The 24,853-nt window shown below is 56.5% G+C and carries 19 protein-coding genes; 8 read left to right on the forward strand and 11 right to left on the reverse strand.

Annotated elements, in window-relative coordinates; translation table 11 throughout:
- Positions 1–33 precede the first annotated feature (33 nt).
- The 5 genes from Fuma_RS29685 (at position 34) to Fuma_RS29705 (ending at position 6,541) form a co-directional block, all read left to right on the forward strand.
- Positions 34–1,221: a bifunctional lysylphosphatidylglycerol flippase/synthetase MprF gene (locus tag Fuma_RS29685; protein ID WP_077027304.1), complete on the forward strand. Its 1,188-nt coding sequence runs from the start codon at positions 34–36 to the stop codon at positions 1,219–1,221.
- A 326-nt stretch (positions 1,222–1,547) separates the two neighbouring features.
- The gene (locus Fuma_RS29690; protein ID WP_077027305.1) at positions 1,548–2,045 is read left to right on the forward strand and encodes an ATP-dependent zinc protease family protein; all 498 of its coding nucleotides are present in this window, start codon (positions 1,548–1,550) and stop codon (positions 2,043–2,045) included.
- Positions 2,042–3,259, forward strand: coding sequence for a RimK family alpha-L-glutamate ligase (locus Fuma_RS29695; protein ID WP_077027306.1), 1,218 nt, complete (start codon positions 2,042–2,044; stop codon positions 3,257–3,259). The genes Fuma_RS29690 and Fuma_RS29695 overlap by 4 nt, the downstream gene beginning before the upstream one ends.
- A gap of 64 nt (positions 3,260–3,323) precedes the next feature.
- A complete protein-coding gene (locus Fuma_RS29700; RefSeq protein ID WP_229360776.1) occupies positions 3,324–4,436 on the forward strand; it encodes a succinylglutamate desuccinylase/aspartoacylase family protein in 1,113 nt (370 codons plus the stop codon).
- A 323-nt stretch (positions 4,437–4,759) separates the two neighbouring features.
- Positions 4,760–6,541, forward strand: a complete 1,782-nt coding sequence (locus Fuma_RS29705) for an RNA polymerase sigma factor (RefSeq protein ID WP_077027307.1) — start codon at positions 4,760–4,762, stop codon at positions 6,539–6,541.
- Positions 6,542–6,645: 104 nt separating this feature from the next.
- On the opposite strand, the gene Fuma_RS29710 is transcribed toward Fuma_RS29705, so the two are convergent.
- Positions 6,646–7,278 carry a DNA-3-methyladenine glycosylase gene (locus tag Fuma_RS29710; RefSeq protein ID WP_077027308.1) on the reverse strand — a complete coding sequence of 211 codons (633 nt, stop codon included), beginning with the start codon at positions 7,276–7,278 and terminating at the stop codon, positions 6,646–6,648.
- Between the two features lie 131 nt (positions 7,279–7,409).
- A complete protein-coding gene (locus Fuma_RS29715) occupies positions 7,410–8,168 on the reverse strand; it encodes an SDR family NAD(P)-dependent oxidoreductase (RefSeq protein WP_077027309.1) in 759 nt (252 codons plus the stop codon).
- A gap of 245 nt (positions 8,169–8,413) precedes the next feature.
- Between Fuma_RS29715 and carA the strand changes: the two genes are divergently transcribed.
- Together carA and ndk are read left to right on the forward strand one after the other, a co-directional pair.
- Positions 8,414–9,553, forward strand: a complete 1,140-nt coding sequence (carA, locus tag Fuma_RS29720) for a glutamine-hydrolyzing carbamoyl-phosphate synthase small subunit (RefSeq protein ID WP_077027310.1) — start codon at positions 8,414–8,416, stop codon at positions 9,551–9,553.
- Positions 9,554–9,691: 138 nt separating this feature from the next.
- Positions 9,692–10,159 carry a nucleoside-diphosphate kinase gene (ndk, locus tag Fuma_RS29725; protein ID WP_077027311.1) on the forward strand — a complete coding sequence of 156 codons (468 nt, stop codon included), beginning with the start codon at positions 9,692–9,694 and terminating at the stop codon, positions 10,157–10,159.
- Between the two features lie 43 nt (positions 10,160–10,202).
- Here ndk and Fuma_RS29730 read toward each other — a convergent pair whose 3' ends face one another.
- From Fuma_RS29730 to Fuma_RS29760, 7 genes are all read right to left on the reverse strand, one after another.
- Entirely contained in the window at positions 10,203–10,874 is a 672-nt protein-coding gene (locus tag Fuma_RS29730) for a DUF2293 domain-containing protein (RefSeq protein WP_077027312.1), read from the reverse strand.
- 13 nt (positions 10,875–10,887) lie between these two features.
- Entirely contained in the window at positions 10,888–11,781 is an 894-nt protein-coding gene (gene sucD, locus Fuma_RS29735) for a succinate--CoA ligase subunit alpha (protein WP_077027313.1), read from the reverse strand.
- 86 nt (positions 11,782–11,867) lie between these two features.
- Positions 11,868–13,055 (reverse strand): ADP-forming succinate--CoA ligase subunit beta, encoded by a 1,188-nt coding sequence (gene sucC / locus Fuma_RS29740; RefSeq protein ID WP_077027314.1) that lies wholly within the window; start codon positions 13,053–13,055, stop codon positions 11,868–11,870.
- A 178-nt stretch (positions 13,056–13,233) separates the two neighbouring features.
- Positions 13,234–14,073: a response regulator transcription factor gene (locus Fuma_RS29745; RefSeq protein ID WP_077027315.1), complete on the reverse strand. Its 840-nt coding sequence runs from the start codon at positions 14,071–14,073 to the stop codon at positions 13,234–13,236.
- A gap of 401 nt (positions 14,074–14,474) precedes the next feature.
- On the reverse strand, positions 14,475–15,758 hold the full coding sequence (locus Fuma_RS29750) for an adenylosuccinate synthase (RefSeq protein WP_077028642.1): 1,284 nt from the start codon (positions 15,756–15,758) through the stop codon (positions 14,475–14,477).
- A gap of 298 nt (positions 15,759–16,056) precedes the next feature.
- Positions 16,057–18,567: a CehA/McbA family metallohydrolase gene (locus tag Fuma_RS29755; RefSeq protein ID WP_077027316.1), complete on the reverse strand. Its 2,511-nt coding sequence runs from the start codon at positions 18,565–18,567 to the stop codon at positions 16,057–16,059.
- Positions 18,568–18,731: 164 nt separating this feature from the next.
- The gene (locus Fuma_RS29760; RefSeq protein ID WP_229360778.1) at positions 18,732–19,199 is read right to left on the reverse strand and encodes a tRNA (cytidine(34)-2'-O)-methyltransferase; all 468 of its coding nucleotides are present in this window, start codon (positions 19,197–19,199) and stop codon (positions 18,732–18,734) included.
- A 133-nt stretch (positions 19,200–19,332) separates the two neighbouring features.
- On the opposite strand from Fuma_RS29760, the gene Fuma_RS29765 reads away from it, so the two are divergent.
- On the forward strand, positions 19,333–21,219 hold the full coding sequence (locus Fuma_RS29765) for a HEAT repeat domain-containing protein (RefSeq protein WP_077027318.1): 1,887 nt from the start codon (positions 19,333–19,335) through the stop codon (positions 21,217–21,219).
- Between the two features lie 27 nt (positions 21,220–21,246).
- Here Fuma_RS29765 and Fuma_RS29770 read toward each other — a convergent pair whose 3' ends face one another.
- Together Fuma_RS29770 and Fuma_RS29775 are read right to left on the reverse strand one after the other, a co-directional pair.
- The gene (locus tag Fuma_RS29770; RefSeq protein ID WP_077027319.1) at positions 21,247–22,644 is read right to left on the reverse strand and encodes a DUF1501 domain-containing protein; all 1,398 of its coding nucleotides are present in this window, start codon (positions 22,642–22,644) and stop codon (positions 21,247–21,249) included.
- 6 nt (positions 22,645–22,650) lie between these two features.
- Positions 22,651–24,789 (reverse strand): DUF1549 domain-containing protein, encoded by a 2,139-nt coding sequence (locus Fuma_RS29775; protein ID WP_158521182.1) that lies wholly within the window; start codon positions 24,787–24,789, stop codon positions 22,651–22,653.
- Positions 24,790–24,853: the final 64 nt, after the last annotated feature.

Consider the following 24,853-nt stretch of genomic DNA (forward strand, 5'->3'; position numbering starts at 1 on the left):
GAAGACGGGTATGCAGCCACAGCGAGACTACAAATGCCAGCCCCGTCAAATTCTACGATTGAAGCATCGCGTCCCAGCCAGGCCCCAATTCATCAGGTTCCGCCGATTGATCGCAGCTTTGAGCGTCTTGAGCAATTGGCTCGCGTTCACGGCGGTTCTTACGATTCGTACATCGCGACCGACACGCAGGGCAAAGAATACTTCTGGTCATCCGATGGCCAGGGCGTTTTGTGCACAGTGCCGAAGGGGGGATACGTATTCGTGTATGGCGGCATTCTTGCGCCACAGGAATCGCGTCGAGCTTTGGTGACGGAATTTCTGGCGGACTGCAAGCGCAAGCGGATGACGCCCAGCTTTTTTAATGCCGGCCTGGAAGACGTTCAGCTTCTGGAAGAGTTCGGTTTTCGAGCCACCAAGTTTGGTGAAGAACCCATCGTCGAACTGGAAAACTGTACCTGGCGCGGCAAGGACTACGAATGGGTGCGGCGTCAGACAAACTACTGCTTGCGCAACCAGCTGCAGTTTGAAGAAGTCCGACGCGACCAGATGACGGGCGCGGAATGGAACGCGTTGATGGATGAGATGGATGTGATCTCAGCCCATTTTCTGGAAGAGAAACCTCACGCCAGCCGCATGCAGAACATTGTCAGCCGTTTCTGTCGCGATCTGATGTTCGGCCAGCGAATCTTTGTCGCTCGCAACACAGAATTGCAGCGCGTGGAAGCGTTCGTGATCTGCAATCCGTGCCTGGACCAAAACATGTGGGCCATCGAATCGTATCGCAAGCGACGCGATGCCGTGCGAGGCGTGATCCCGTTTTTGATGCATCAGTGCATGACGGTCTTTCAGCAGGAAGAAGCGTCATACGTCACGCTGTCGATGCTGCCGCTGATCCGATGCGAAACGCCGCGACCGGGGGACAGCTGGGTACTTCGTCGCATGGTGACACTGGCGCACAAGCGATTCGGAGCCATCTACGATTCGGCCGGTCTGTACCATTTCAAGACACGGTTTCGACCTCATCGTTTTGATGACCGTTTCATCTGTGCGTACCATCGAGTAACGCCAGGCTTGCTGTGGGCGGGCATGCAGTCGTGGGGCTTTCATCAGGTTAGCCTGACGACCACACTGAAGAAGCTGTTTCACCAGAAGAAAAAGAAGGCGGACCGCAGCCAGCTGGCAAAGCCGAAGGCCACGGGTGATAACCGCAATGCGGCATAAGACAGGCTGGCATCGTGCGGTTTTGCTTCTCTACAGGCCTACAGCGTATTACGCTGACTTGTGGCCGCGGAACAGGCGTTTCGTACCATGAGTGCCGTATGCCACGAGCCCGAACCGTTCACGACAAAAGGTAAACTGCTCTAAGATCGCGATCCGGTCAGTTTAAGACGGGCGCAGGTTTGCGGTCTCAGCGACAATTTCTACAATCCGTAAGACGTTTTGGCAGCCGCGCAACCTCACGCGGTCAACAATTCCGGCGACCTTTCTGCTACGCAGGTAAGCACTCACCTGCCGCTCGCCCGAATCATGTGCCTTAGAAAAAACAGATGAAACAGGCGAAGCCCAAACAGCCGCCACAAGCCATTGGCTGGCGCGAATGGCTAGCGTTGCCTGCCCTTGGCATCCAGGCAATCAAAGCGAAGATCGACACAGGCGCGCGTTCCAGCTGCCTGCACGCGTTTTCAATTAAGCAGTTTGAGCGGGACGACCGGACCTGGGTTCGCTTTAAGGTTCACCCCATTCAGCGCGATTCGAAGACGACGATGGAGGTGGAAGCCGAAGTTCTGGAATTCCGCAAGGTGCGAAGTTCCAGCGGTCACGCAAACGTTCGCCCGGTGATTCTCACGCCCATCACGTGGCTGGATCAGTCGTGGAACGTCGAAATCACTTTGGCTTCGCGAGACGAAATGGGATTTCGCATGCTATTGGGACGAGAAGCAGTGCGAGGCCGGTTTGTGGTCGATGCGGGAAATTCCTGGTATGGCGGCAAGCCGGAACAGGCGGTTCGGAAGAAGAAGTCTAACAGAAAAAAGGACGTTTCATGAAACTCGCCATCCTCTCCCGCAGCCTGGGTTGTTACAGCACAAGACGACTTAAAGAAGCCGCTCTGCAGCGCGGCCACAAAGTCAAAGTGTTGAATACCATCCGGTTTTCCATCGATCTCGAACAGGGAAGCCCGGACCTGTACTTTCGGTCCAAGCAGCTTTCCAACTACGACGCCGTTCTGCCGAGGATTGGTGCCTCCATCACGTACTTCGGTACCGCTGTTGTTCGCCAGTTCGAACAGATGGATGTCTTTTGCGCGAACTCGTCGGCCGGCATCACGAACTCACGCGACAAGCTTCGTAGTCTGCAGATTTTGAGCAAGCATCATATCGGAATTCCGGAAACAACGTTCGTCCGCGACCGGAAAGACGTGTTGCCGTCTATCGAACGGATCGGCGGTGCGCCCGTTATTATCAAGCTGCTGCAGGGGACTCAGGGCGTCGGTGTGATTCTTGCCGACTCGGCCAAGGTTGCAGAAGCGATCATTGAAACGTTGCAAAGCACGCAGCAGAACGTCCTGGTGCAGAAATTCGTTGCCGAAAGCAAGGGCCGCGACATTCGAGCATTCGTGGTGGGCGATCAGGTGGTCGGTGCGATGCGGCGAGTTGCTCAGGGATCAGAATTCCGCAGCAATGTGCATCGCGGTGGGCATACCGAACGAGTGGAGCTGGACTCAACGTATACCGAAACGGCTGTTCGAGCGGCTCAGATCATGGGGCTGCGAGTTGCCGGTGTGGACATGCTGGAAGGCAACGATGGGCCTCAAGTGATGGAGGTCAATTCTTCACCAGGGCTTGAAGGCATCGAAGGCTGTACTCAACTGGACATCGCTGGAGCCGTCATCGATTACATTGCGGCTCAGGTGGACTTTCCGGAAGTCGACATTCGGCAACGGTTGACGGTGAGTCGTGGCTACGGGGTTGCCGAATTGCACATCCCTGAAGGTTCGGACTACGTGGGAAAACGCATTGCGGATTCCGGATTGCACGAACAGGACATCAACGTCCTGACGTTGTATCGCGGTACAACAGTGATCCCGAATCCAAAGCATTCACGCGAACTGGAAGCGACCGATCGGTTGCTGTGCTTCGGAAAACTGGAATCCATGAAGCGACTTATCCCCGAAAAAACGCGGAAGCGTCGAAAGCCAAAAGTTAAAAAACTGCCGGATGACGCTCACCCGACAGAGCCTTCCGGATCCGGTTCAAACTAACTTTCGTACGTTGGCCTGGAAGGGCCAGTGTGCACATTTCGATGTTTTAGGTAGACAGACAACAGTGGCTTCACCCCTGCTACAGCGTAAATCGGTCGACGACTGGAACGGCACTAAAGTTCCCCCCGGTGAATCTCAGGACATCGATCTGGCGATCACTGAGAGTTACAGCGGCATGACGCTGCGGATTCCTCTGCACGTGCGTCGAGGTAAAGAAGAAGGCCCAACCGTATTCGTTTCTGCCGCGTTACACGGTGACGAAATCAACGGCACGGGAGCCGTCCGGTCACTGTTGATGGCACCGGACTTTGAAGTGACCCGTGGCAGCGTGATTCTGATTCCGGTTTTGAATCTGCTGGCCTTCGATCGCCACTCTCGCTACCTGCCAGACCGCCGCGACCTGAACCGTTGTTTTCCAGGCACGTCGAGAGGCAGCCTGGCAAGTCGCATGGCGCGAGTCGTGTTCACGGAAATCGTGGCTCGCAGCGACTTCGGCATCGACCTGCATACGGCGGCTCTGCGGCGCACCAACTATCCGAACATCCGCGGCAATATGTCGATCCCTGCGGTGCGCACATTGGCAGAAGCTTTCGGCAGCGAATTGATCGTGAACGGAGTTGGGCCCAAACGATCATTGCGCCGTGAAGCGACGGCCGCCGGGTGTCCGACCATCATTCTGGAAGGCGGCGAAGTCTGGAAGGTTGAACCGTCCATTGTCGAAGCGTCGGTCCGCGGCATCTGCAATGTTCTGCGGCACATGAAGATGATCGAAGGCGAACCGATCACTCCCGATTACCAGGTCGTGATTGAGGAAACGAAGTGGTTGCGTGCAGAGAGTGGCGGCTTCCTGCAGTTTCATGTAAAACCTGGCGACATCGTGAAGAAGGATCAGCCGATTTCGACTAATGCCAGTCTGCTGGGGCATGAACAAAGCGTTCTGACCGCTCCGTTTGATGCGGTCATTATTGGTATGACGACCATTCCCGCTGTGAGTCCCGGCGAACCGATTTGCCATCTGGGCAAACTGCCCGACGGCATTCAGCCAGCCAGCCTGCGGCGACAGCGGAAAGAGGGTGACGGTATGGAGTCGCGCCTCGTCGACGAACTGGCGTCGAACGTCATGGTTGTGAAACGCAAGCCAAACGCGGAATCCGGCGAAAATGAGCTGCCCAGCTAAGAGGGTGCCGCAGTAGATTTCGCCACAAAAAAAGCCCAACCGGAGATCGACCTTACAGCCCGGTTTGGTACGCTCAGGACCGCAATTTCGTAGATTAGCGGGCCCAAGGCCCTGCTATTTGCCTGGCGTGGGCAAGCGTCCCTGGATCGATTTTGGTCCTCTGCGTTTTGGGGGTTTATCTTCGGTCCCAGCCGGTCAGGCCGGGCTGTGCAAACGCTTGGGCCGTTGGCTCTGAAGGGGCATGCGGGCTTTTTTTGCCCTGCCGTCTGGAAATCCGAAAAACTGCGCAGCAGGTCGTTCTGTCGGTACACTAACAGGTACCTATGCAGGAACTCACACCGAAACCTGATGCCGAATCCCTCAACGACCGCGACCTTCTGCGCCGGTTCCTTTTGGATTCTGACGAAGCCGCGTTCGCGGAAATTGTGCAGCGGCATCAGGGGCTGGTGATGGGGGTTTGTCGGCGAGTCATCGGCAACACGGCCGACGTTGACGATGCGTTTCAGGCGACATTTATCGCGTTGGCTCGGCGGCCGAAACAAATTCGGAAGGCCGTTTCTCTTTCAAGCTGGTTGTACACCGTCGCATGGCGGACCAGCGTGCGTTTGGTAAGACAACGCAGGAAGCACCCCGTGGAAGAACTCACCCAACATCCGCCCGACCGGCAATCCGAAGCGCTCGACAAAATCGCGAACGCTCAGGACTGCGTGGTGCTGGATGAGGAACTGAATTTTCTGCCGTCGAAGTATCGTGAAGTGCTGGTGATGACGTACTTCGCAAATCAAACCAGTCAGCAAATTGCCGATCAGCTTAACGTGAGCAAAGGCACCGTCGACGGTCGCATCCGACAGGCTCGCAACATCCTGCGAGTCCGTCTGGCTCGACGCGGTGTGGCCATCGGCGTGTTGGCGGTGGCGGCCACGATGAGTACCGGTGCCAGTGCGGCGGCGTCACCGGCTCTGCTTCAATCAACTCTTCAACTGGGTGCTCAAACACTCAGCGGTTCCGTTCCGGGAACCACCGACCTTTCCCATCTCGAACCTCTTATTCGACCGGAGACGATTATGGCCAGTTCAAAACTGATTCTTGGCAGCATGTTGTGTGCGACTGCTGTTGTGGGACTTGTGGCTGCGAACGGTGCGCCGTTGGGCATGGGCGACGATGAGTCACCGAAGGTCGAATCGGCCGTCTCGGAAGATTCGGGTGATTCGACCACCGGCGATGATCCGTTTGGTGGCGGCAGTGCTGCTGATCATTCAGTCGTGATATTAGGTGCGGCGGATGCCGCGGCGACGAAAGTTGCGGATGCAGCAAGGGGTGCGGCAAAATTCACGCCGTATGCTGCAGACGCTCGGCCGGTTGAAAAATGGATGCACGAAGTGCTTGATAAGCCTGTCAGCGGCCTTGACTTTCAAGGAGAGGTACCGCTGTCGGAGGTTCTGGAAGTCATTGGTAGATACTTCACGAGCGAATACGGTGAGAAGGAAGGTGAAAAGTTCGCGATGGCTTTCCACGCCGACAAGGCTGAGCTGTCAATAGTGGGCCTGGATGGACTGGATGGCGTCTTGGTTTCCGACATCGATTTCGACGGAATGACTCTTCGTAACGCGCTCAAGCTAATCTTTGACCAAACGGATGACGCCGCCAATTCCCTGGCGTCAGAGCCCCTGACGTACGTCATCAAAAATGAAGTGATGCTCGTTACGACTGTGCAGAAAGCTGAGTCTGACGATATGCTCGTCACCAGAGTCTATCATGTTGGAGAACTGCTGAATCTGGATTATGCAAACGGGCTCACAGGAGCCGGTCCCAAAGGCGGTGCAGGTTTCTTCTCCATTCCAGCGAATGCCGCACAGTTGGGCGGTGGCGATGGCGGAGCGGGAATGGACGGCGGTGGAGGCGGTCAACCCCCAACGCCACCAACTCTCGCCACGCTCGTCATGGAAATGACGTCGCCTCCCTGCCGCTGGCTGGAGCTTGATGGTGAAGGTGGAGCGATCCGCATCGTTGGCCAGACACTCGTGGTTCGCCAAACACCCAAAGGCCACGAAGAAGTTGTTCGCCTGCTGAACCTGCTTTACGAATCAGCGGTCGATCAGCAATAGGTGCTCGAGGTTTCTTGCTTTCGCCATTATGAGCTTGCCTCACAGGCCGGATTGCCCACGACGCAAGGTCGTGGGTGATCTGGCAGTGCGTTCCGCCGCCCGATTCATTCTGGCGGTTTAGTCGAATCGGCCCTACGACTCAGATTCAGTTTCGCCGGGCCGCTGACAAACGAGCTGCCCATCTCAAAGAAACGCAGCTCACGCTCAGCCGCTGATGTTACGCCGATTCGCTGAGAAACGGCAATCGATGGCTTTACGTTTTCCGTAGCAGCGATCCAAAGACGACGGCCAGTTGATAAGTTCCAGCCATCAAGGTCGCGGCCGATGTCGAACGCTTCGCACAGTCGAGCCGGGCCGCGGCACAGGTCTCTCAGCTTTTCCGTCCGTCGACGCTGCTGCATGTGTGGGATGCCAAGCAGTGGCTCGACGGCTCGGATCAAAACTGCCGACGCGGTGCCCTGCTCTTCCGTTACGACATTCACACACTGCCGAGCATGTATGGTGTAAACATACGCTCGGCCAGGTGGCCCGAACATGCTGGCGTTTTTCCGGCTGATGCCTTTGAACGAATGAGAGGCCGAATCGCCTTCTGCCAGATACGCTTCGGTTTCCACAATACGGCCAACGGTCATTCCTGAACGACTGCGCCGACACAGGAGCTTGCCCAGCAGGTCACGAGCGACGTCAACAACACTGCGTGCGTAGAAGTCCTGAGTTATTGGCTCGTTAATGGGCATCGCCTATGGATCGACTCCGGTACAAACTATGTCAGCCGCCAGCGACCAACGGAAGCAGCGCCGGCGCTTCAGATTCCTCACCGTCGTCCGGCCCACCACGCCAATCGCCCGCCGGTGCGTACCGGCCCGGCTTAGCGGACAGCGCCGCCGTTAACGTTGATGACCTGGCCGGTGATGTAGGCGGCGTCGTTGCTTAACAAATAGCGAGCCATGTTGGCGACATCCTGAGGTGTGCCCCAGCGTTTCAGCGGCGTTTCGTCCATAACTCGCTGCTGCCAGTAGTCGCTGGTTTCTTCGCCCCACGCCGTTTTGATCCAGCCCGGAGCAATGCAGTTGACTCGCACGGATGGAGCGAGGCTCAATGACAACGATCGTGTGAAGCCCATGATGGCGTTCTTGGCGGCGGCAAACAGTTCACCGCTGTCGCCTTCCATGCCTCGATCGGACTGATCCCAGCCGATATTCAGGATGCTGCCGTGCCCCTGGTCCGCAAATCGCTCTCCGAAGGATCGAGACATTTCGATCGTTCCTGTGATGTCGATGTCCAGCAGCATCTGTAGTTTGACGGCGTAGTCGAGGTGCTTGAGTTCCCCTGTCAGCAAATCAGCGCCAGCGTTGTTCACGATGGCGTCGACCGGACCGAACTTGAAGCATTCGTCGACAAACGCGTGCCGGGATAGCCGGTCGGAAATGTCCACCTGGAAGATTGAGGCCGTGCGTCCCAGATCTTCGACTTCCTGAGCGGTCTGGACGGCTCCGGTTTTGGACCGCCGGTAGCTGACGACAACTTCGGCGCCGGCTCGAGCGCATTCCAGAGCGATGGCTCGCCCGATGCCGCTTGAGGAACCAGTGACGACGATGCGTTTGTTGCTGAGGTCTGCGAATGACATGCACCACAGATTAGCGGCGTTTTGGCGAGAATCCACCCAAACCGACGGCCTGCGGTCGCTGAATCATGTGGCCAGCACGAGCACAGTGTCGTCGTCGCTTTAAGGAATCGCGGTCCGAATTGCTCGAAACTGCGGCAGAACCCGGTGAACTGCTTTTTCCGTGCTCAGTTGCTTGGTAAAACTCTCGAAATCCGCGAGTTGTCTTCTGCGGATATTCTGCGCGCTGACCTGGAAGAGTCCCCAATATGAGCGGTCGACCGGCAAAACTGGCATTGGCAAATGGAAGTGTGTTTTCTGGCATCAGCTTCGGTGCTGAAGGCGAAATTCACGGCGAAGTCGTCTTCAACACCAGCATGACCGGCTATCAGGAAATCCTGACCGACCCGTCCTACAACGGGCAGATCGTGACGATGACCTATCCGTTGATCGGCAACTACGGCGTCAACGAGGACGATGTCGAAAGCAAAGGTCTGTCGCTGCGAGGCTTCATTGTTAAAGAATTATGCGACGAACCCAGTAATTATCGGTCGACGGAATCACTCGACAGCTACCTGAAACGAAACAACGTCATCGGCCTGCAGGGTATTGATACTCGGGCGCTGGTGCGGCAGATCCGCATCCACGGTGCGATGCCCGGAATCCTGTCCACCTCCGACCTGGACGATGCTTCTCTGGTGCAGAAGGCCAAAGACGGGCCGTCGCTTGTGGGAATCGACCTGGCCTGTGAAGTCATGCCGAAGGAAGCCGCCGACTGGAGTTCTCCGTTGGTATCGCTGGGGCGGCCCGTGCAATTCGGAGCTGCCGCAGGGGCCGACACGGGTCTGCACATTGTCGCCATCGACTACGGCATGAAGTGGAACATTCCTCGTTATCTGCGAGATACCGGCTGTAGGGTGACCGTTGTGCCGGGCAAATCGACGGCGGAAGAGATTCTGGCACTCAACCCGGACGGTGTGTTTTTGTCAAATGGACCGGGAGATCCAGAACCACTGGACTACGCGGTCGAGACGATTCAGTCGTTGCTGGGCAAGACGCCGATTTTCGGAATCTGTCTGGGACTGCAGCTGCTGGGACTCGCCTGCGGCGGCAAGACATACAAACTGCGTTTTGGGCATCGTGGAGCTAACCAGCCTGTCCTGAACAAGGCGACTGGCAAAGTGGAAGTGACGTCGCAAAATCACGGATTCGCTCTGGATGCCGATTCGCTGCCAGCCGATGTTGAGGTGACTCATATCAACCTGAATGACGACACGGTCGAAGGTATCCGCCATCGGCAGCATCCAGCGTTCGGAGTTCAATACCACCCCGAAGCCGCTGCCGGTCCTCACGACAGTCATTACCTGTTTCGCGAATTCGTGGAACTGATGCGCGGCGTGACGGCATAACTCAATCCGACAGCTCGTTGTTGCTGCGGCAGGTCCTGGCACTGTTCATTCCTGCTGACTCAATATTTTATATCCAGAACCAATCACTTATCGATCGGGCTCGGCTTTCACACAGTCAAGCCACCAGGAAAGAAGCTCATGGCCTCCGAACGTACTCTTATTCTTGTTAAACCTGACGGCGTGCAGCGAAAGCTGATTGGCACCATTGTTTCTCGCATTGAGAACAAAGGGCTGAACATCATCGCCCTGAAAATGCTGAACGTGACTGCGGAACTCAGCAAGCAGCACTACGCTGAGCATGTTGAAAAACCGTTTTATCCTGATCTGGAGAGCTTCATCACGTCCGCGCCTGTCGTGGCGATGATTGTCGAAGGTCCGGAGGCAGTTTCAGTGATGCGAATGTTGATCGGGGCCACCAACGGTCGCGAAGCAGCGCCGGGGACCATTCGAGGCGACTACGGCAGCAGCCGTCAGATGAACATGATTCACGGCAGCGACAGTGTCGATTCTGCGAAGCGAGAGATCGGAATCTACTTCACCGACAACGAAATCTGCAGCTACGGTGTGGCGCTGGGTGACTGGGTCTGTGCGGCGGACGAGCTATAAGCCCTTCGAATACGTGCCCCACTAACGCCAACTGCGTCGTGGGTCACATGATGGCTTTTTGCAGGGGACAGCCAAGACCAACGTCCTCCCCGCTGCGATATGCGTTGAGTACCTGCCGTGATTGCTGAGCCAGCATGCGGCGGACTTCGCGTCGCTTGCCACGTTCTCGCGGGATCTTCATGTGATCGTAGGCTGTCGTCTGGTGCCTCATCCAGGCAATCACGGCTGATTCAGCTCGCTGTTCAACGGGGATTCGCTGAGTTCTCGCGACTGTGCCGCTGCCGACGGGAGTGGCGTGTTCGGTGATCGCCGTGGCCATTTTGTCGGCGATGTCGTGGTAGCGAGGAGCGAAGTTAAGAAAGTGCAGCACAGCGTCGCGAAATGTGTCGACGTATTCGTCCTGCTTCTTCTCACGGCGTTTCGCATCGGCCGCTCGCCGTTTTGTGTACGCGTCCGTCGACCGTTCGGCGTCCAGTTCCTCGCGGATGCGAGCAATCGTGGAGGCGTCTGCATAGACACCCCGCGAAAACGTCTTGCGGCCCTTCTGCTCTTTGACCGTCCAGGACGGACCGGCCGCTTTGACGCGTCGCGTGAGTCCCGCATCACCGGGCGGTAGCAGTTCCCAATCGGCGGGGACTTCTTCAATGCGGCCACCGGAGAAGATAACCGTGCGTTCGCGAATGCCGGGTGAAACGTCGAGAGATTTCGGTTTCATGGCGTTGTGGAAACTATTTACCCATCGCCTGTTTCATCGCATCGCCCATGCCAGCGGGGCTGTCAGAAACGACAACTCCGGCATCTCGCATGGCGGCCATTTTTTCGGCCGCTGTGCCGCCACCGCCGCTGATGATCGCTCCTGCGTGTCCCATGCGTTTGCCGGGAGGGGCTGTCTGACCGGCGATGAATCCGGCGACAGGTTTGGTGACGTTCGACTTAATGTATTCGGACGCTTCCTGCTCCGCACTGCCGCCGATTTCACCGATCATCAGGATACCTTCGGTCTGAGGATCGTTCTGGAACAGCTCCAGCAGGTCGATGTAGTTCGTGCCGGCAATCGGGTCGCCACCAATACCAACGGCAGTGCTCTGCCCCAGACCGACTCGACCAAGTTGCCATGCCGCTTCATAGGTGAGCGTGCCACTCTTGCTGATGATGCCGATGGAACCGGGCGTGTGAATGTAGCCGGGCATGATGCCGATTTTTGCTACGCCAGGAGTAATCACTCCCGGGCAGTTCGGGCCGACCAATCGGCTTTTCGAACCCCTCATCGCGTTGCGGACGCGAATCATATCGATCACTGGAATGCCTTCTGTGATCGCGATGATCAGGTCAATGCCTGCATCGGCAGCTTCCAGAATGGCGTCCGCACAAAACGGAGGTGGAACGAACACCATGGACGTGTTGGCGCCCGTCTTTTCTTTGGCTTCGCCGACCGAATTGAAAACGGGGAAGCCATCAACTTCGCTGCCGCCTTTGCCTGGAGTCACTCCGCCGACAAACACATCAACGCCGGGTTGACATTCCTGAGCGTATTCACGGCATTTCTGGCTGTGAAACAGCCCGGAGGTGCCGGTGATGCCCTGACAGATAACTTTGGTTTCTTTGGTGACAAGGATGCTCATTGGAATTTTCAGTTTTCGGTGTTCAGATTTCAGACGGGCATCGCGGCAAAGCGGATATCAAAACCGCAGCACAAGCGATCTTGTAGCTACGCCGACAACGAGGCGACTACCTTCCTGGCAGCGTCCGTCAGGTCGGTAGCGGTGATGATGTCTCGGCCACAGCCGTCCAGCATTTCTCGCGCTTTGTCGACGTTGGTGCCTTCCAATCGCACGACCAGCGGTACCGTGATGCCCACTTTTTCGTAGGCTTCCAGCAATGCTTCGACGATCACGTCGCAACGCATAATGCCGCCAAAGATGTTGACCAGGACAGCCTTGACGTTGTCATCCGACAGGATGATGCGGAAGGCTTCGGACACTTGATCCACATTGGCCCCACCCCCAACGTCCAGAAAGTTGGCCGGTTCCGCTCCGTGCAGCTTGATGATGTCCATGGTGCTCATCGCCAGCCCGGCTCCATTCACCAGGCAGCCGATGTCGCCGTCCAGGTTGACGTAGCTTAGCCCTGCATCGCCCGCTCGAACTTCCGACGCGTCTTCTTCGGACAGGTCGCGTAGTTCCAGCAGGTCTTTGTGACGGAACATCGCGTTGTCGTCGAAGCTGACTTTGGCGTCCAGAGCCAGCAGCTGCCCGTCTTCGGTCAGCACAAGCGGGTTGATTTCCGTCATGCTGCAGTCGTTGTCGACGAAGAACTTGCAGAGCTTCGGCAGGAATTTTTCCGCACTGCGGACGGCGGTTTTGTCGAAACCGAGCTGGTAGGCCAGCTTACGCGCCTGATATGGAAACAGGCCAGCGTCCAGGTCGAACGGTTCGGTAAGAATCTTTTCCGGGCTGCTGTGAGCCACTTCTTCGATTTCCATGCCGCCTTCCGACGACATGATCAGCACGGGACCGCCGACTTCGCGATCGACTACGATTCCCAGGTACAACTCTCTGGCAATCTTGAGGCCCTGTTCGACAAACAGCGTGTTGACCTGCTTGCCTTCGTCGCCCGTCTGGATGGTGACCAGCGTGCTGCCGAGCATTCGAGCCGCGTTTTCTTTGGCTTCGGCGGCAGAACGGACCAGCACAACGCCGGCCTGATCCGGATGCTCTTTGAATCGGCCCTTGCCTCGACCGCCCGCGTGAATTTGAGACTTCACGACGGCAATTTCGCCGCCCAGCTTGTCGTAGGCCGCCGCAACTTCATCGGCAGACTTGCAGACAATGCCTTCCGGCACCGCCACGCCAGCTTTTCTGAGGAGCGATTTGGCTTGGTATTCGTGGATCTTCATGCGGCAATTTCCGTCGTGGACGGTGGAGTCGAACGTGTGACATATGGTCGGATAGCAGCGTGTCCGGAACTGTGAGGGACTCACAAGTTAAGGAGCAGGCGAGACTATAGCGACCACTGCTGGGGTGTTCGAGCTTGCCGGATACAGATCGAAGGAATTCGACCAATTTGCAGGCAGATCAACGAAACGGCGTTGGTGGGTTCTGCATCGGAGGTGTCGGTGGACGGTCGACCAGCGGTGACTTGTTGCCGGCAACTACAGCGAGTCGCACCATCTCAGCAGTGCTGCCCACGCCAAGTTTTCGAGTGGCATTGGCGCGATGTTTTTCGATGGTCTTGACGCTGATGTCCAGTTCATGAGCGACGCTTTTATTCGGCAGCCCGTCGGATACCAACGCAACGACTTGAGATTCGCGACGGGAGAGTCTCGCCATCTTTTTGCACGCTTCTTCACGACGCGTCATCCACTGTTCGAAAGCGACTTTCCGCTCTTCTGCGGCTGGGTCTTCAGTTGTGTCGTCGACAGCCGTGCTGGCTTGTGCGGAATCCGGCGAAGCAAACAATGCGTTCAATCTGGTTTTTGATGTCGTCAGGTCCGCGAGATTCAGGACTGCTCCCTGTATCTGGCCCGAGTTGTTTTTCAGCAAGCAGCCGACGGCTACGAAGCATCGTTGATGCAATGGAAACGCTTCTGCGATTGCATCGCCAGAACCGTTTTTCGCGTGTTCGGCAGCGATGTGGCCAGCTGTGTCACAGATTGTCTGCCACACAAAGGCCGTCGGTTCGGTTGTGCCATCAATCGGAGATGGCTCCGACAACTGAGTTCGCAACGCTTCGTTTAGCAGCGCTGGTTGGAAGTTCGCATTCAGCACCATCATCGGATGGTGAACCTCATTAATCTGCGTTCGCCACTGTTCGATTTGTTCGGCCGAAAGCTCTGCTGGTCTTGGTGCATGGCCAAACAGTCCCTTTGACGGAATGATGTGGCCTTCGTTCCTGTTGATGGAATGTGAGTCCATGATGCTAAATCCCGATATTGAGTGACTGAACGTTTAAGTCGGGATGCAGCCAAAGGTGCGATCCCGTAGTAGGACTTGATTCGGGAAAGTTATCCCTCGGCAGCATCCGGAAGTTAGCAAAACTGCCAAGGGGGCAATTCTGTTTGGAAGGTTCTCCTGGTACTATTGCTACCTACGTGTCCTCTTGTGCAGTCATCGTCTTAGGGCGCAGCGGGCATCTGCCTGGGGCAAATGCCGACGGAGGTTTTTACGTAGTGGGGCCACGTTGAGCCGGGATGTGACGCAGCGGTGCGCAGTAACTCTCATGATGTCATGGAGAGTTCCCGCTTTCGAGCGTGTTTCCCCTTGCTTGAGGGGAAACACGCGGTGCGACAGCGTTTGCCTTCAGCGAGGAAGGCGGTTTAAGCGATACGGATCGTCTGTTCGCGGTCGGGGCCGACGCTGACAATCGAAACCTGTCGACCAATTAGCTCACTGGCAGCTTTGACGTATTCCTGAGCGGCCTGTGGAAGGTCACCAAAGTTGCGGATGCCGGTGATGTCTTCGGACCACCCGTCAATGCGTCGCAAAACCGGCTTGGCAGCCGCCAGATCTTCGCAGCGAGACGGCATGTCACGCGTGATGGTGCCATTGATGTCGTACGCTTCGCAGATAAACAGTTCATCAAAACCGCTCAGCACATCCAGCAGGGCGATGACCACACTGTCGACGCCACTAATCCGGGCGCTGTAGCGAGTGGCCACGGTATCCAGCCAGCCACAGCGACGCGGGCGACCGGTGACGGTGCCGTATTCGTTGCCAGCATCGCGAATCTTTTGGCCGATGTCATTGTCCAGTTCCGTTGGGAACGGGCCACCGCCAACTCGAGTTGTGTAGGCCTTCGCCACGCCGATCATGTTTTCGATGGCTCGTTCGGGAACCCCACTGCCGCTGTGAATGCCACACCCCGAACTGTTGGACGATGTGACGTACGGAAACGTTCCGTGGTCGACGTCCAGCAGGCTTCCCTGAGCTCCCTCAAACAACAGCTTCTTTCCAGCTTCCAATGCGTCCAGAAGATACGCGGTGGAATCAGCCACCATCGGACGCAGTCGGTCTGCGCACGCTGAGTAATCTTCAATAATCTGGTCGGCGTTCATTTGCTCGCCGTCCGGATTCAACGCGTTCAGCACCTTCTGCTTGAACGGCACGATCTCTTTGACCTTCGCAGCGAAGGAATCTTTGTCAATCAAATCGCCCATGCGGATGGCATGAAAACGGCCCACCTTTTCGCGATAGCAGGTGCCAATGCCACGCATCGTGGTGCCGATGGCTTCGCCGCCGCGAGATGCTTCGAAGGCTGCTTCTTCCAGAAGGTGCCACGGGCAGATGACGTGAGCTCGATCGCTGATCATCATGCGATCGCCGTATTCGATGCCGCCGCTTTGAAGCGTGTCCAGTTCTTTCAGGATCGCGGGCGGGCTGATCACGACGCCCGGAGCAATCACAGACTTCACGTGGTCCTGCAGAATGCCGGTGGGAAGCAGGCTTAGCTTATACGTGTTGCCACCAAATTTGACGGTGTGGCCAGCGTTGTTTCCGCCCTGATAGCGAATGACGATATCGTGTTTTTCGGTCAGCAGGTCAACGATTTTGCCTTTGGCTTCGTCGCCCCACTGGAGTCCAATTACTGAAGTAGCCGGCACAGTTGGTTTCTCGCACAATGCGGCCGGACGATTCCGCTGACCGCTGTTTTTGAACACAAAAAGAAACCGGGCGTTGGGATTTCCAACGTCCGGCAGACAGCGGTGCGAGATTGTACTGACTCAGTCGTGATTCCGAAACGACACGCCCCGGTTTTTGCAAAAGCAACGTTTTCCACTCTGAGATTGCGCTGCTGCCGCTTTCGCGAATGCGGCAGACTGGGCGTTTCGCGGGACCAGGCCGGATTTGAGCAGGTTTCACGCGAACGAAGTGCTCACCTGCTCGCTTTCTCAGGCTTCGTCACGGCTTCTTAAACTTAACCGGCAGCGGGAATTCCAGGGTGTCTTTGTTCGGCGTGAAGCCGTTACCATCGACATCCACAAAGACTGGGTTTGTCAATGCCGCCGGATGCTGAGCACCACCTTGTGGCCCCATCACGTCGCCCAGGACTTCCGTTTGATGACCGGTGACGACCACAATGTGGCTGTCTTCCTTCAACGTTAGGTTCAGAGTTTGGTCAAACTTGACCACGCCGTCTGTGAACTTGTCCGCGTGGTCCGTTCGAGTGAACTGGAAATCTTCGGCCACTTTTCCGTTGACCAGCAGGAACACAGTATCGACGTCAAACCAATTCGGACACTGCACTCGCACCCGGACCTCAACTTTGCCGTCGCTCGCCGTCAATTCCTGACCACTGACGCATGACTTGCCACCGGCAGCAAAGGTGGCTTCCAGGTATGGTCCGTTCGACATGATCAGTCGTCCCTGTTCCGACGCATGCACCATTTCTTTGTGGTCGATCTTTGCCGGAGCATCGGTGCTGCTCTGAATCCAGTTTCTCAGCCAACCACTGCCGTGAAAGTTGTAGTGAGCGTCCGTGTTGACAACGCCGTAAATGCGAAAGCCCTGGTTCAGCAACTGCAGCCAGTTCAGCATGCGGTTGTTGTTGAACGCCTTGCCGTTGCGAGAGTCGAATTGCTCTCGCTTGAGGATGTGGTCGATCGGATGAATCTCCACCACATCCATCATTGGGAACGACCGCGAGTAACCGCCGTCCGATGTGCCGTCGCCGTCCTTGTCGTAGAACAGCCAACCCATGTCCGGGTGGTTCTGTTGAATAAGCTTCTCACTGCGATCGTCCCACAAGGCAAGCCGTTCTAACTGCGTTTCCGGGCTGCCATCGGTCACAGGTCCGCCGCCGTCCTGAGTTCGCGGCGTGTACTTCATCGGGAACGCGTTCTGGTGATTCAGTGGCAAGGGGCTGCCGGTGAGTTCCATGCCGGACACTGTGGCCATGAACGATTTCAGGCCAAGGTCCGCGATGTGATGTTCGTACGTGCTGACGCGGTTGTGTTCGGTGCATGGAGCGAACTCAATGTGTTCGGCCGCCAGGTTCAGCACGCGTCCCTTCTGGCTGCCCGTGTTGTCGCCGGATGGAGAACTGTGGCTATGAAAGTCGCTGCTGACCCAGCCGGGCGTTTGCACCGAATGCTTCAGCGACGCGTTCAATTCCGCCGTCTTTCCGGCTTCGACCACAACTTTGGTGAATACGGCGTCGTGTTCGGGGCCGTGGCTGACGATGACGTCGTAGGTGCCTTCCCGCAGCGCGGTTTCAAACTTGCCGTTAGCCGTGTACGCCAGGTTTCGAACGAAGTGTTCTGCGGTTTCCGGCCCCCAGTCGGGCGTCGGCGTGTCACCGTTGCCTTTAAATTCGACTTTGGCGGGAATGGGGTGACCCTCGCCATCGGTGATGCGGGCCGCGATTTGCCCGCGATGCAATTTCGGCAGGTTGTGCAGGCTTGTCTGTGAATTGTTTGCCCTCACGGTCAGGTCCAGCGAAGGCTGTTCGCTCACGGCGACACCGTCCACAATATATTTCACCGTGTATTCGCCGGGAGGTAGTCGAGTCTCTGCGAACCCCGTGCTGTCCGAAACGATCGTCCCGCGCGAGCCGGACGCGGAACGAATTTCCATCCGCGCGCCGACTACCCGTGTCTGGCTTGAGTCATCAATGCTCAGCCTCACACTTTCGCACCGCGGGCGGCCTGACAGTTCATCCGCGATCGCCATGACCTCGGCCTGGTTTTTGCCGACAATCATCTGGCGGGAGAGCGTAAACGATTCGCCCGGCTTCATAATCACAGCGTGACCGCCCTCGGCCTGGTACGTCAGGATACTTTCTCGGGAATTGCTGTTCGTGCGAATGCGGAAACCGTCCGCTCGAACACCGTACGCCTGTTGCCAGAAGATGTCGTGGAAGTAGAACAGGTCGTGAGTTCCGTTGGGTGACTTCACCATGTCCTCTTTACCGCCATCGGCGCGAATGTCGTCCTCCAGAGCCAGCGTCCAGTCGCTGTTTGTCGTATTGGTCCAGGTCGACGTGATGTCCATAATCGGCTGATTCGAATTCATCCGATACGTCACCTCACATTTTGGTCGCTTGTCAGAACCGGGCGAAGTGACCACAACCGTTCCGGTTTTATTTGAGATCTGCGCGAACGGAAACTTGCGTCGACCGGGATAGAAAACGCTGAGTTGATCGCTTTCGTGTTCCGTGACCGCCAGGTCTAACAGACAGCCGCCTACGCTTCGCACCGTCATATTGGCGTTGCGAGTTGCTATCGGCGCGGCAATTACGGCCTTCGCTGACTTGTTGCCGATCGCATAGTCGCCATAGATAGCATCGACTTCCTTGCCGCTCGGCACAAGCTGGTCGTAGTTGGCTTCGGTCAGGACTTGTGCGTGACCTGTGCTCGAGGTGCCGGCAACCAGCACTAGCACGAAAGCGGACAACGGCAGGACGTTCTTCACGGCGGGGACTCCAAACAGGATGAATCAAACGTGGAACTATTCAGTTTACCGACGAATAGAGAGTCTGTCGTCCGTCAATTAATGGTTGACGAAGAACGAGTTCGTCTGTTGGCGGCCTGACTCGCTGAGGCGGACCTGGTAGCGTTCGGTTCGGAGCGATTCCGCTACGACAAGCCTCCAAACTGCCGCACGGCTTCGTACGCCACCGTGTTCACGGTGCTGGCCAGATTCAGGCTTCTCACCAAGTCTGTCATTGGCAGTTTGAGTTTGTTGGGCGGCAATTCGTTTAGGATTGAGGACGGCAGACCGCGTGATTCGCTGCCAAAAAGCAGGATGTCGCCTCGCGAAAATTCCGCTTCCCAAACCAATCGCGTGGCCGTTTTGGTCAGATACCACACCTGCGAATCAGGCAATCGCTGCTGCACTTCCTTCCAGCTATCAACGGCTTCCCAGTCGAGATGCTGCCAATAGTCCATCCCGGCTCGCTTTAGATACCGGTCATCCAGCTTGTAACCCAACGGCCGAATCAACCACAACTTCGCCCCAATGGCCACGCATGTGCGACCGATGTTGCCAGTGTTTTGAGGGATCTCGGGCTGGTAGAGTACGACGTTCAGGATTGAGGATGGCAAGGAGGCTCCACGATTTCTTAATGCAGTCAAGGAACGCCCCCTCGACGACAGATTTGGGGCGACCAGTAAATTTCTATGCAACCAGGCAAAGAATCTGTGACGAATGATCTGACAGTTTAGTAAAGGATACGTCATGCGCCGATTCTCTGAACTTCTGTTTATCATGCTGCCGCTGTCACTGGTTGGATGTCGCGATGCTTCAGATACGAAGTCGCCTACGAATGGCGCGAATGCAATTTCGACTGACAACGCAGACTGGATCGATTACTACCGCGTTCCGGATGCCCAGGGGCGGCCATTCGCCGACACTGATATCGCGGCCATTGTTAACGATTTGAAGAGTGGCGAATGGACGGTTCGCCTACGCGCGGCCAACGCCGTACCTTGGCGTGGAGGCGGCGATTTTGGAGCGGCGCTTGTGCCACTGGTGGATGCATTGCATTCGGAACACAGCGAATTGCAGGTCGCAGCAGCAAGTGCAATTAGCAATATTGCAGCAGGTGCGATTGAGCGTAACGAACGAATTGCCGACTTCGAGCTGGCCCTCGATCCCTTGATGAAAATTGCTCAGGGACCACATTCGGAAGAGTGCCGACGCTGGGCAATCATGGCGCTCGGCGGGGCCGCCAGGAATCTTGGGGGCAATGCTATTGCTCAAACGATTCCGGTCTTCAAGAAGACGCTTCGTGATCCGGTGGACCAGATCTTTCGGCGGTCCGTGGAAGGGTTAGCCGGTTTCGGCCCGGCGGCGAGTACGTCCATCCCGGACATCATCATTCAACTGGATCAAGGCGGCTATCGAGCGATGATGGCGGCGACTGCGTTGCAGCAGATTCACAGCGAACCGGGTCTGTGTGTTCCGGCGTTGATTCGAGCGTTGAAGCGACTTGATGCCCCTCAAAAAAGAATTGCGGATGCGCTGGCCGAATTCGGATCGGCATCGAAAGAAGCAGTGGAGGAGCTGATTCCCCTGCTGAGCAATGGCGACGGGAATGTCGTGATAGCGGCTGCAAACGCGCTGGCCCGCATAGGTGCTGATGCTGCTGCAGAGCCATTGGGGCACGCCTATACAAACGCAAAGAACCGTCGCGAGGTCAAAGTCGCGTGCCTGACGGCTCTCGCGATGATCGGGCCGTCCGGAGAACACGTGGCCGTTTCTGCCATTCAGCACGAACGGCAGTTCTTAGTTTCGAACAGCGGCTTTAGCTTTCCGTTGCCACCGAAGTTGTTGACGATCCTGGCGACAGCTCCGAAGCTGGAACGGCTGGATCTCAACGACTCCGGTTTCGGCGACGAAAGCCTTCCAAGCCTGTCGAAGATGTTGCAGGTTCGAGAACTATTGTTGCCGAAATCGACCACTGATCACGGACTGGCGTGCGTCGCTGAGTTGACTCAGCTTCAACTTCTGCAGATTGGCAACGGAGTTACCGATGAAGGCCTCAATTTGATTGAAAAACTGCAACGACTTAGGCGACTAAAAATCGATAGCCCGTCTGTGACGGACGACGGGTTAAAGTCGTTGCGCTCTCTTGCGAACCTGTTAGTGCTACAGCTTCCGAAAAGCGTTTCCGGAACAGGTCTGAAGCATCTGTCGGCTTCTACTCAACTGCAGGAACTTGTGCTGCCTGGTGCAACAGATCGCGGTCTGCAGTCGTTGTCCAAGTTCTCTGCACTTAGGAAACTGACTGTACATGGCCGGTCGGTAACCGATGAGGGAATGGCCCATTTCGTAGGCGTGAAGAAGCTGGAAGATCTTTCCTTACGCCATACGGCTATCTCCGATTCGGGTGTCGCGTTGATTGCCCGCCATCTTCCGCAGCTTCGAAAGCTGAATCTCAATCACTGCGCGATCACGGCGGCTTGTGTGCCGGAACTCTGCAGGTTGAGGGAACTCGAATTCCTCGGTGTCTACAACACATCACTGGCTGGCCAGCGCGACGTCCTGAATATGTCGCAAACAACTGCTGTTCAGACCCTCCGCAGGTCGCTCCCTCAATGCGAAGTTATGTATGCCGACTAGCTCACTTCGAGAATTGGCGAGGCACGGCTACGCAAAAATATCCGTCACCGGTCGCCCGTTCGCAATCGGGAACGGGCGGTTGAAGGTGTCTCGGATTTCTGTGGCGGGATCGATGCCGAGAGCGTGGTACATCGTGGCGGCGAGGTCGCCGGTGGTGACGGGGTCTCGATCGGGGACGGCTCCGTAGCGATCCGATTCGCCGTAGACAGCGCCGCCTTTGGTACCGCCGCCGGCCAGTAAAGCCGTGTAGCACTTCGGCCAGTGGTCGCGACTGATGTTCTTGTTGATCTTGGGCGTGCGTCCGAATTCGCCAAACCACATCACCAATGTTTCATCCAGCAGACCGCGATCTTCAAGATCATTCAGCAGCACGGGCAACGTGTGGTCCGTGATTGGCAGATGCCGCACCGGCAGAATTTCGAACATCCGCGTGTCGTCGAAGCCGTGCGTGTCCCAGCCGCCCTTTGTTTTACTGCGGCCCCCGATGCTGCGATCGAAGTAAACAGTCACAAACTTCACGCCACTTTCCACCAGCCTTCGCGCCAGAAGACAACTTTGTCCATAAGTCGTGCGCCCATAGGTGTCTCGTAATTCGGTGGGTTCCTTTGAAAGATCGAAAGCAGTTCGCACCTTCTTCGAATTCAGCATGCTGATCGCTTTTTCGTAGTAAGCGTTCAGGCCCTGAGCAGCCGCTGATTCGTCCAAAGCTTTCGCCTGCCGATTGATGATCTGCTGCAACTGCCGTCGGTCACTTAACCGGCCCAGCGGCACATCGGATGGAAGACTCAACTGCGACAGTTCGAAGTTTTTGTCGTTCGGGTCGTTGGGAATGAACAGCGGGTCGTGAATCTTCCCGAGAAAGCTAGCTCGCTGGCCAGGCGTGGTCGAACCATCCGCGATCGTGTGTGGATAAGACACGAATGTCGGCAGGTCGTTGGTGTTCGGAGCCACCCTGTCAACTACCGAGCCGAATGCCGGAAACAGGTCCAGAGAATCTCGCAATCGCTGGTCGTCGATTGGTGGTTCCATGCCGGTCAACGCCGTATAGCCGGCGCTGTTGTGGTTGTTCATGGTGTGATGCACCGTGCGGATCTGAGCGATCTTGTGCATCACCTTCGCTGTTTCAGGCAGGTGCTCGCATACATGCATACCCGGCACCGAAGTAGAGATCGGAGCGTACTTCGATCGGTATTCGTCTGGCGCGTTGAGTTTCATGTCGAAGGTGTCGACATGGCTGGGGCCGCCCCATTGAAACAGGAAGATGACCGACTTTGCTGTGGCTTTTGGCGCATGAGCCACCACAGGCTTGTTCTGAGCCTGCAACAACTTTGGCAACGTTAGTCCCAGCATGCCGGGACCGCCGACGCGCAGAATATCGCGACGGTTGAAGTGGGATGCGCTGTGTAGAAGGTTGTGTAGCGACATTTCGGATTACCTCCGCAGCAGGAACTCATTCGAATTCAATAGTGACCAGGCGACATCTTCCAGCCCTCGTTTTTGATGGGACTGGCCAGCGACATATGCCGACAGCGATTTGGCTTCGTCTGGCGTTGGAGGACGACTAAGAGCGGCCCAATACAATTGATCGATGATTTCGGCGTGAGGCCTTCCTGCCGCGATCATCTGGTCGATGCGATTATTCGATTGTTGCAGTAACTGGCTGACCAGTTCGCCGCTGACCATTTCAAACGTTTGAGCCAGCGTGGTTTCGTTGGTGCGTTCACATTCGCAGGTTTGCAAACGATTTGGCTTGCCGAATAGCCTGAGGAATCGGTCTCCAATTTCCGGAGGGCTGTAGCGATGGCCACCGTTGCGAACGCCCTTCAACTGTACGGCTCGAGTCCCGGCATCATGCCCTCCAAATTTGGCGGGCACATCCAGCACCTGGACGACTGCGTCCAGCGTTTGCTCTGCCGTCAGCCGCCGCAGCGAAGTTCTTGCAAAGGAGACGGTGTCGTTTGCGTTGGTGTCGTTGGGGATTGATGAGAACTGGTAAACGTTTGAATTCATGATGACGCGCATGAGGTGTCGCACGTCGAAGTCGGCCGCGACGAACTCGTCACGCAAGCCGTTTAATAATTCCGAATTCGATGGAGGGTTTGTCGAACGGAAATCGTCGATGGGATCGATGACGCCCTGCCCCATTAGTTGAGCCCAGATGCGGTTGGCCTGAGTCACTGCGAAGCGTTCGTTCGACTTGTTGCCTAGCCATGCCGCCAGTCGCTGTAGTCGGTCCGGTTCAGGATCACCGGCCGCCAGAACTTCGGCATCTACCAGCGATTCATCGCCCAGAAATCTCAACCCGGCCACCTTTCCGTTTGTCGGGTTTTTGATATCTCCCTCATCCTTAATCTGCACAATCTGTTCGCCGTTGAATTCATGCTTATCACTTTTGTCGCGGCGTTTGTTCTCGACGATTTTGTAGTCGATGCGAGCGAAGAAATTCGACCAGTCGTAGTAATCGTTCTGAGTCCAGTGGTCGAACGGATGGTTGTGGCACTTGACGCACTGCAACCGCACACCGAGAAACAATTGAGCGACCGCTTCGCCACGTTCGGCCGGTTTGCGGATCGCTCGGTAGAAATTCGCAGGCGGAACTTCATACGTACTGCCGCGAGCCCCAATGATTTCGGCCGCAAACTGATTCAGCGGTTTGCCTTCCGCGACGCTCGATCGAATCCAGTTGTGGTAGACTTCGACGCCTTTTTTGTCGAGCGTTTTTTCTTCGACTCGCAGCAGGTCTGCCCAACGCAGCGTTTGGAAGTCGTTGAATTCTTCAGACGCCAGTAGCTGGTCGATCAGCTTTGACCGCTTGTCTGCGTCGGTTGAATTTGCAAACGCCTGAGCCTGTTCAATCGTCGGCAGAAGGCCCGTCAGGTCGAGGTACGCTCGCCGAAGAAACGTCGTGTCTTCGCAAAGTTCAGACGGGTTGATTTTCAGTCGCTTCAATTGAGCGAACACTGCTTCATCAATGAAGTTCTTCGGCTTTGGTGCGGCGAAAACAAAGTTTGGGCGTTCCGGCACGAACTCAATCCGCACGGGAACTTGCTGGTTCAGGTAACGCACAACGACTGTCGTCATGCCGGCTTCGTGGGCTGTTGCAACGCCTTCTGCAGAGACGGATACAAACGTTGCTGACGATTCGAACACTGCCAGGGATGTGACGTCTCGCGATGTTCCGTCAGCGAAGGTGGCTTCCGCTGTGATCTGCACAGAACGATCGGGCGCGTAAACCGTCTTGTGCGTCGGTGAAACCTTCAACGCCACCAACGCTGATGCTTGTTCCCCGTCGCCTGGTGCACCGGCGGCGATCCATGCTCGCAGAATCTGATAGGCTTTTGATGTTTCCGAAAATCGCCGACCACCTTCGTGAGGGACGACCATTGACGGCTTTTGCAGCAGCAGGCTGTCTGCGGGGTTCAACGGTGTGACTCGCCGAGCGGCTGATTGACGAGTGAGCGTGAGGTAGTCATCGTCGGGATCCTGCCCACGCAGAGACAACTTCAACCCACCTTTGCCGTGCGCGTTTCCGTGGCACGTGCCCTGGTTGCAGCCCGACTTCGACAACACGGCCATCACTTCGTTGCGAAAAGAAGGAGGTGATTCCTGCGCTGACGTTGGAATGGAAAGGCCC

The sequence above is a fragment of the Fuerstiella marisgermanici genome (assembly GCF_001983935.1).
Taxonomy (GTDB): Bacteria; Planctomycetota; Planctomycetia; order Planctomycetales; family Planctomycetaceae; genus Fuerstiella; species Fuerstiella marisgermanici.

What these genes read in the sequence shown, in the direction of transcription:
- Fuma_RS29685 (WP_077027304.1), top strand. Translation starts at nt 34, where the DNA reads ATGCCAGCCCCGTCAAATTCTACGATTGAAGCATCGCGTCCCAGCCAG.
- Fuma_RS29690 (WP_077027305.1), top strand. Translation starts at nt 1,548, where the DNA reads ATGAAACAGGCGAAGCCCAAACAGCCGCCACAAGCCATTGGCTGGCGC.
- Fuma_RS29695 (WP_077027306.1), top strand. Translation starts at nt 2,042, where the DNA reads ATGAAACTCGCCATCCTCTCCCGCAGCCTGGGTTGTTACAGCACAAGA.
- Fuma_RS29705 (WP_077027307.1), top strand. Translation starts at nt 4,760, where the DNA reads ATGCAGGAACTCACACCGAAACCTGATGCCGAATCCCTCAACGACCGC.
- Fuma_RS29710 (WP_077027308.1), bottom strand. Translation starts at nt 7,278, where the DNA reads ATGCCCATTAACGAGCCAATAACTCAGGACTTCTACGCACGCAGTGTT.
- Fuma_RS29715 (WP_077027309.1), bottom strand. Translation starts at nt 8,168, where the DNA reads ATGTCATTCGCAGACCTCAGCAACAAACGCATCGTCGTCACTGGTTCC.
- carA (WP_077027310.1), top strand. Translation starts at nt 8,414, where the DNA reads ATGAGCGGTCGACCGGCAAAACTGGCATTGGCAAATGGAAGTGTGTTT.
- ndk (WP_077027311.1), top strand. Translation starts at nt 9,692, where the DNA reads ATGGCCTCCGAACGTACTCTTATTCTTGTTAAACCTGACGGCGTGCAG.
- Fuma_RS29730 (WP_077027312.1), bottom strand. Translation starts at nt 10,874, where the DNA reads ATGAAACCGAAATCTCTCGACGTTTCACCCGGCATTCGCGAACGCACG.
- sucD (WP_077027313.1), bottom strand. Translation starts at nt 11,781, where the DNA reads ATGAGCATCCTTGTCACCAAAGAAACCAAAGTTATCTGTCAGGGCATC.
- sucC (WP_077027314.1), bottom strand. Translation starts at nt 13,055, where the DNA reads ATGAAGATCCACGAATACCAAGCCAAATCGCTCCTCAGAAAAGCTGGC.
- Fuma_RS29745 (WP_077027315.1), bottom strand. Translation starts at nt 14,073, where the DNA reads ATGGACTCACATTCCATCAACAGGAACGAAGGCCACATCATTCCGTCA.
- Fuma_RS29765 (WP_077027318.1), top strand. Translation starts at nt 19,333, where the DNA reads ATGCGCCGATTCTCTGAACTTCTGTTTATCATGCTGCCGCTGTCACTG.
- Fuma_RS29770 (WP_077027319.1), bottom strand. Translation starts at nt 22,644, where the DNA reads ATGTCGCTACACAACCTTCTACACAGCGCATCCCACTTCAACCGTCGC.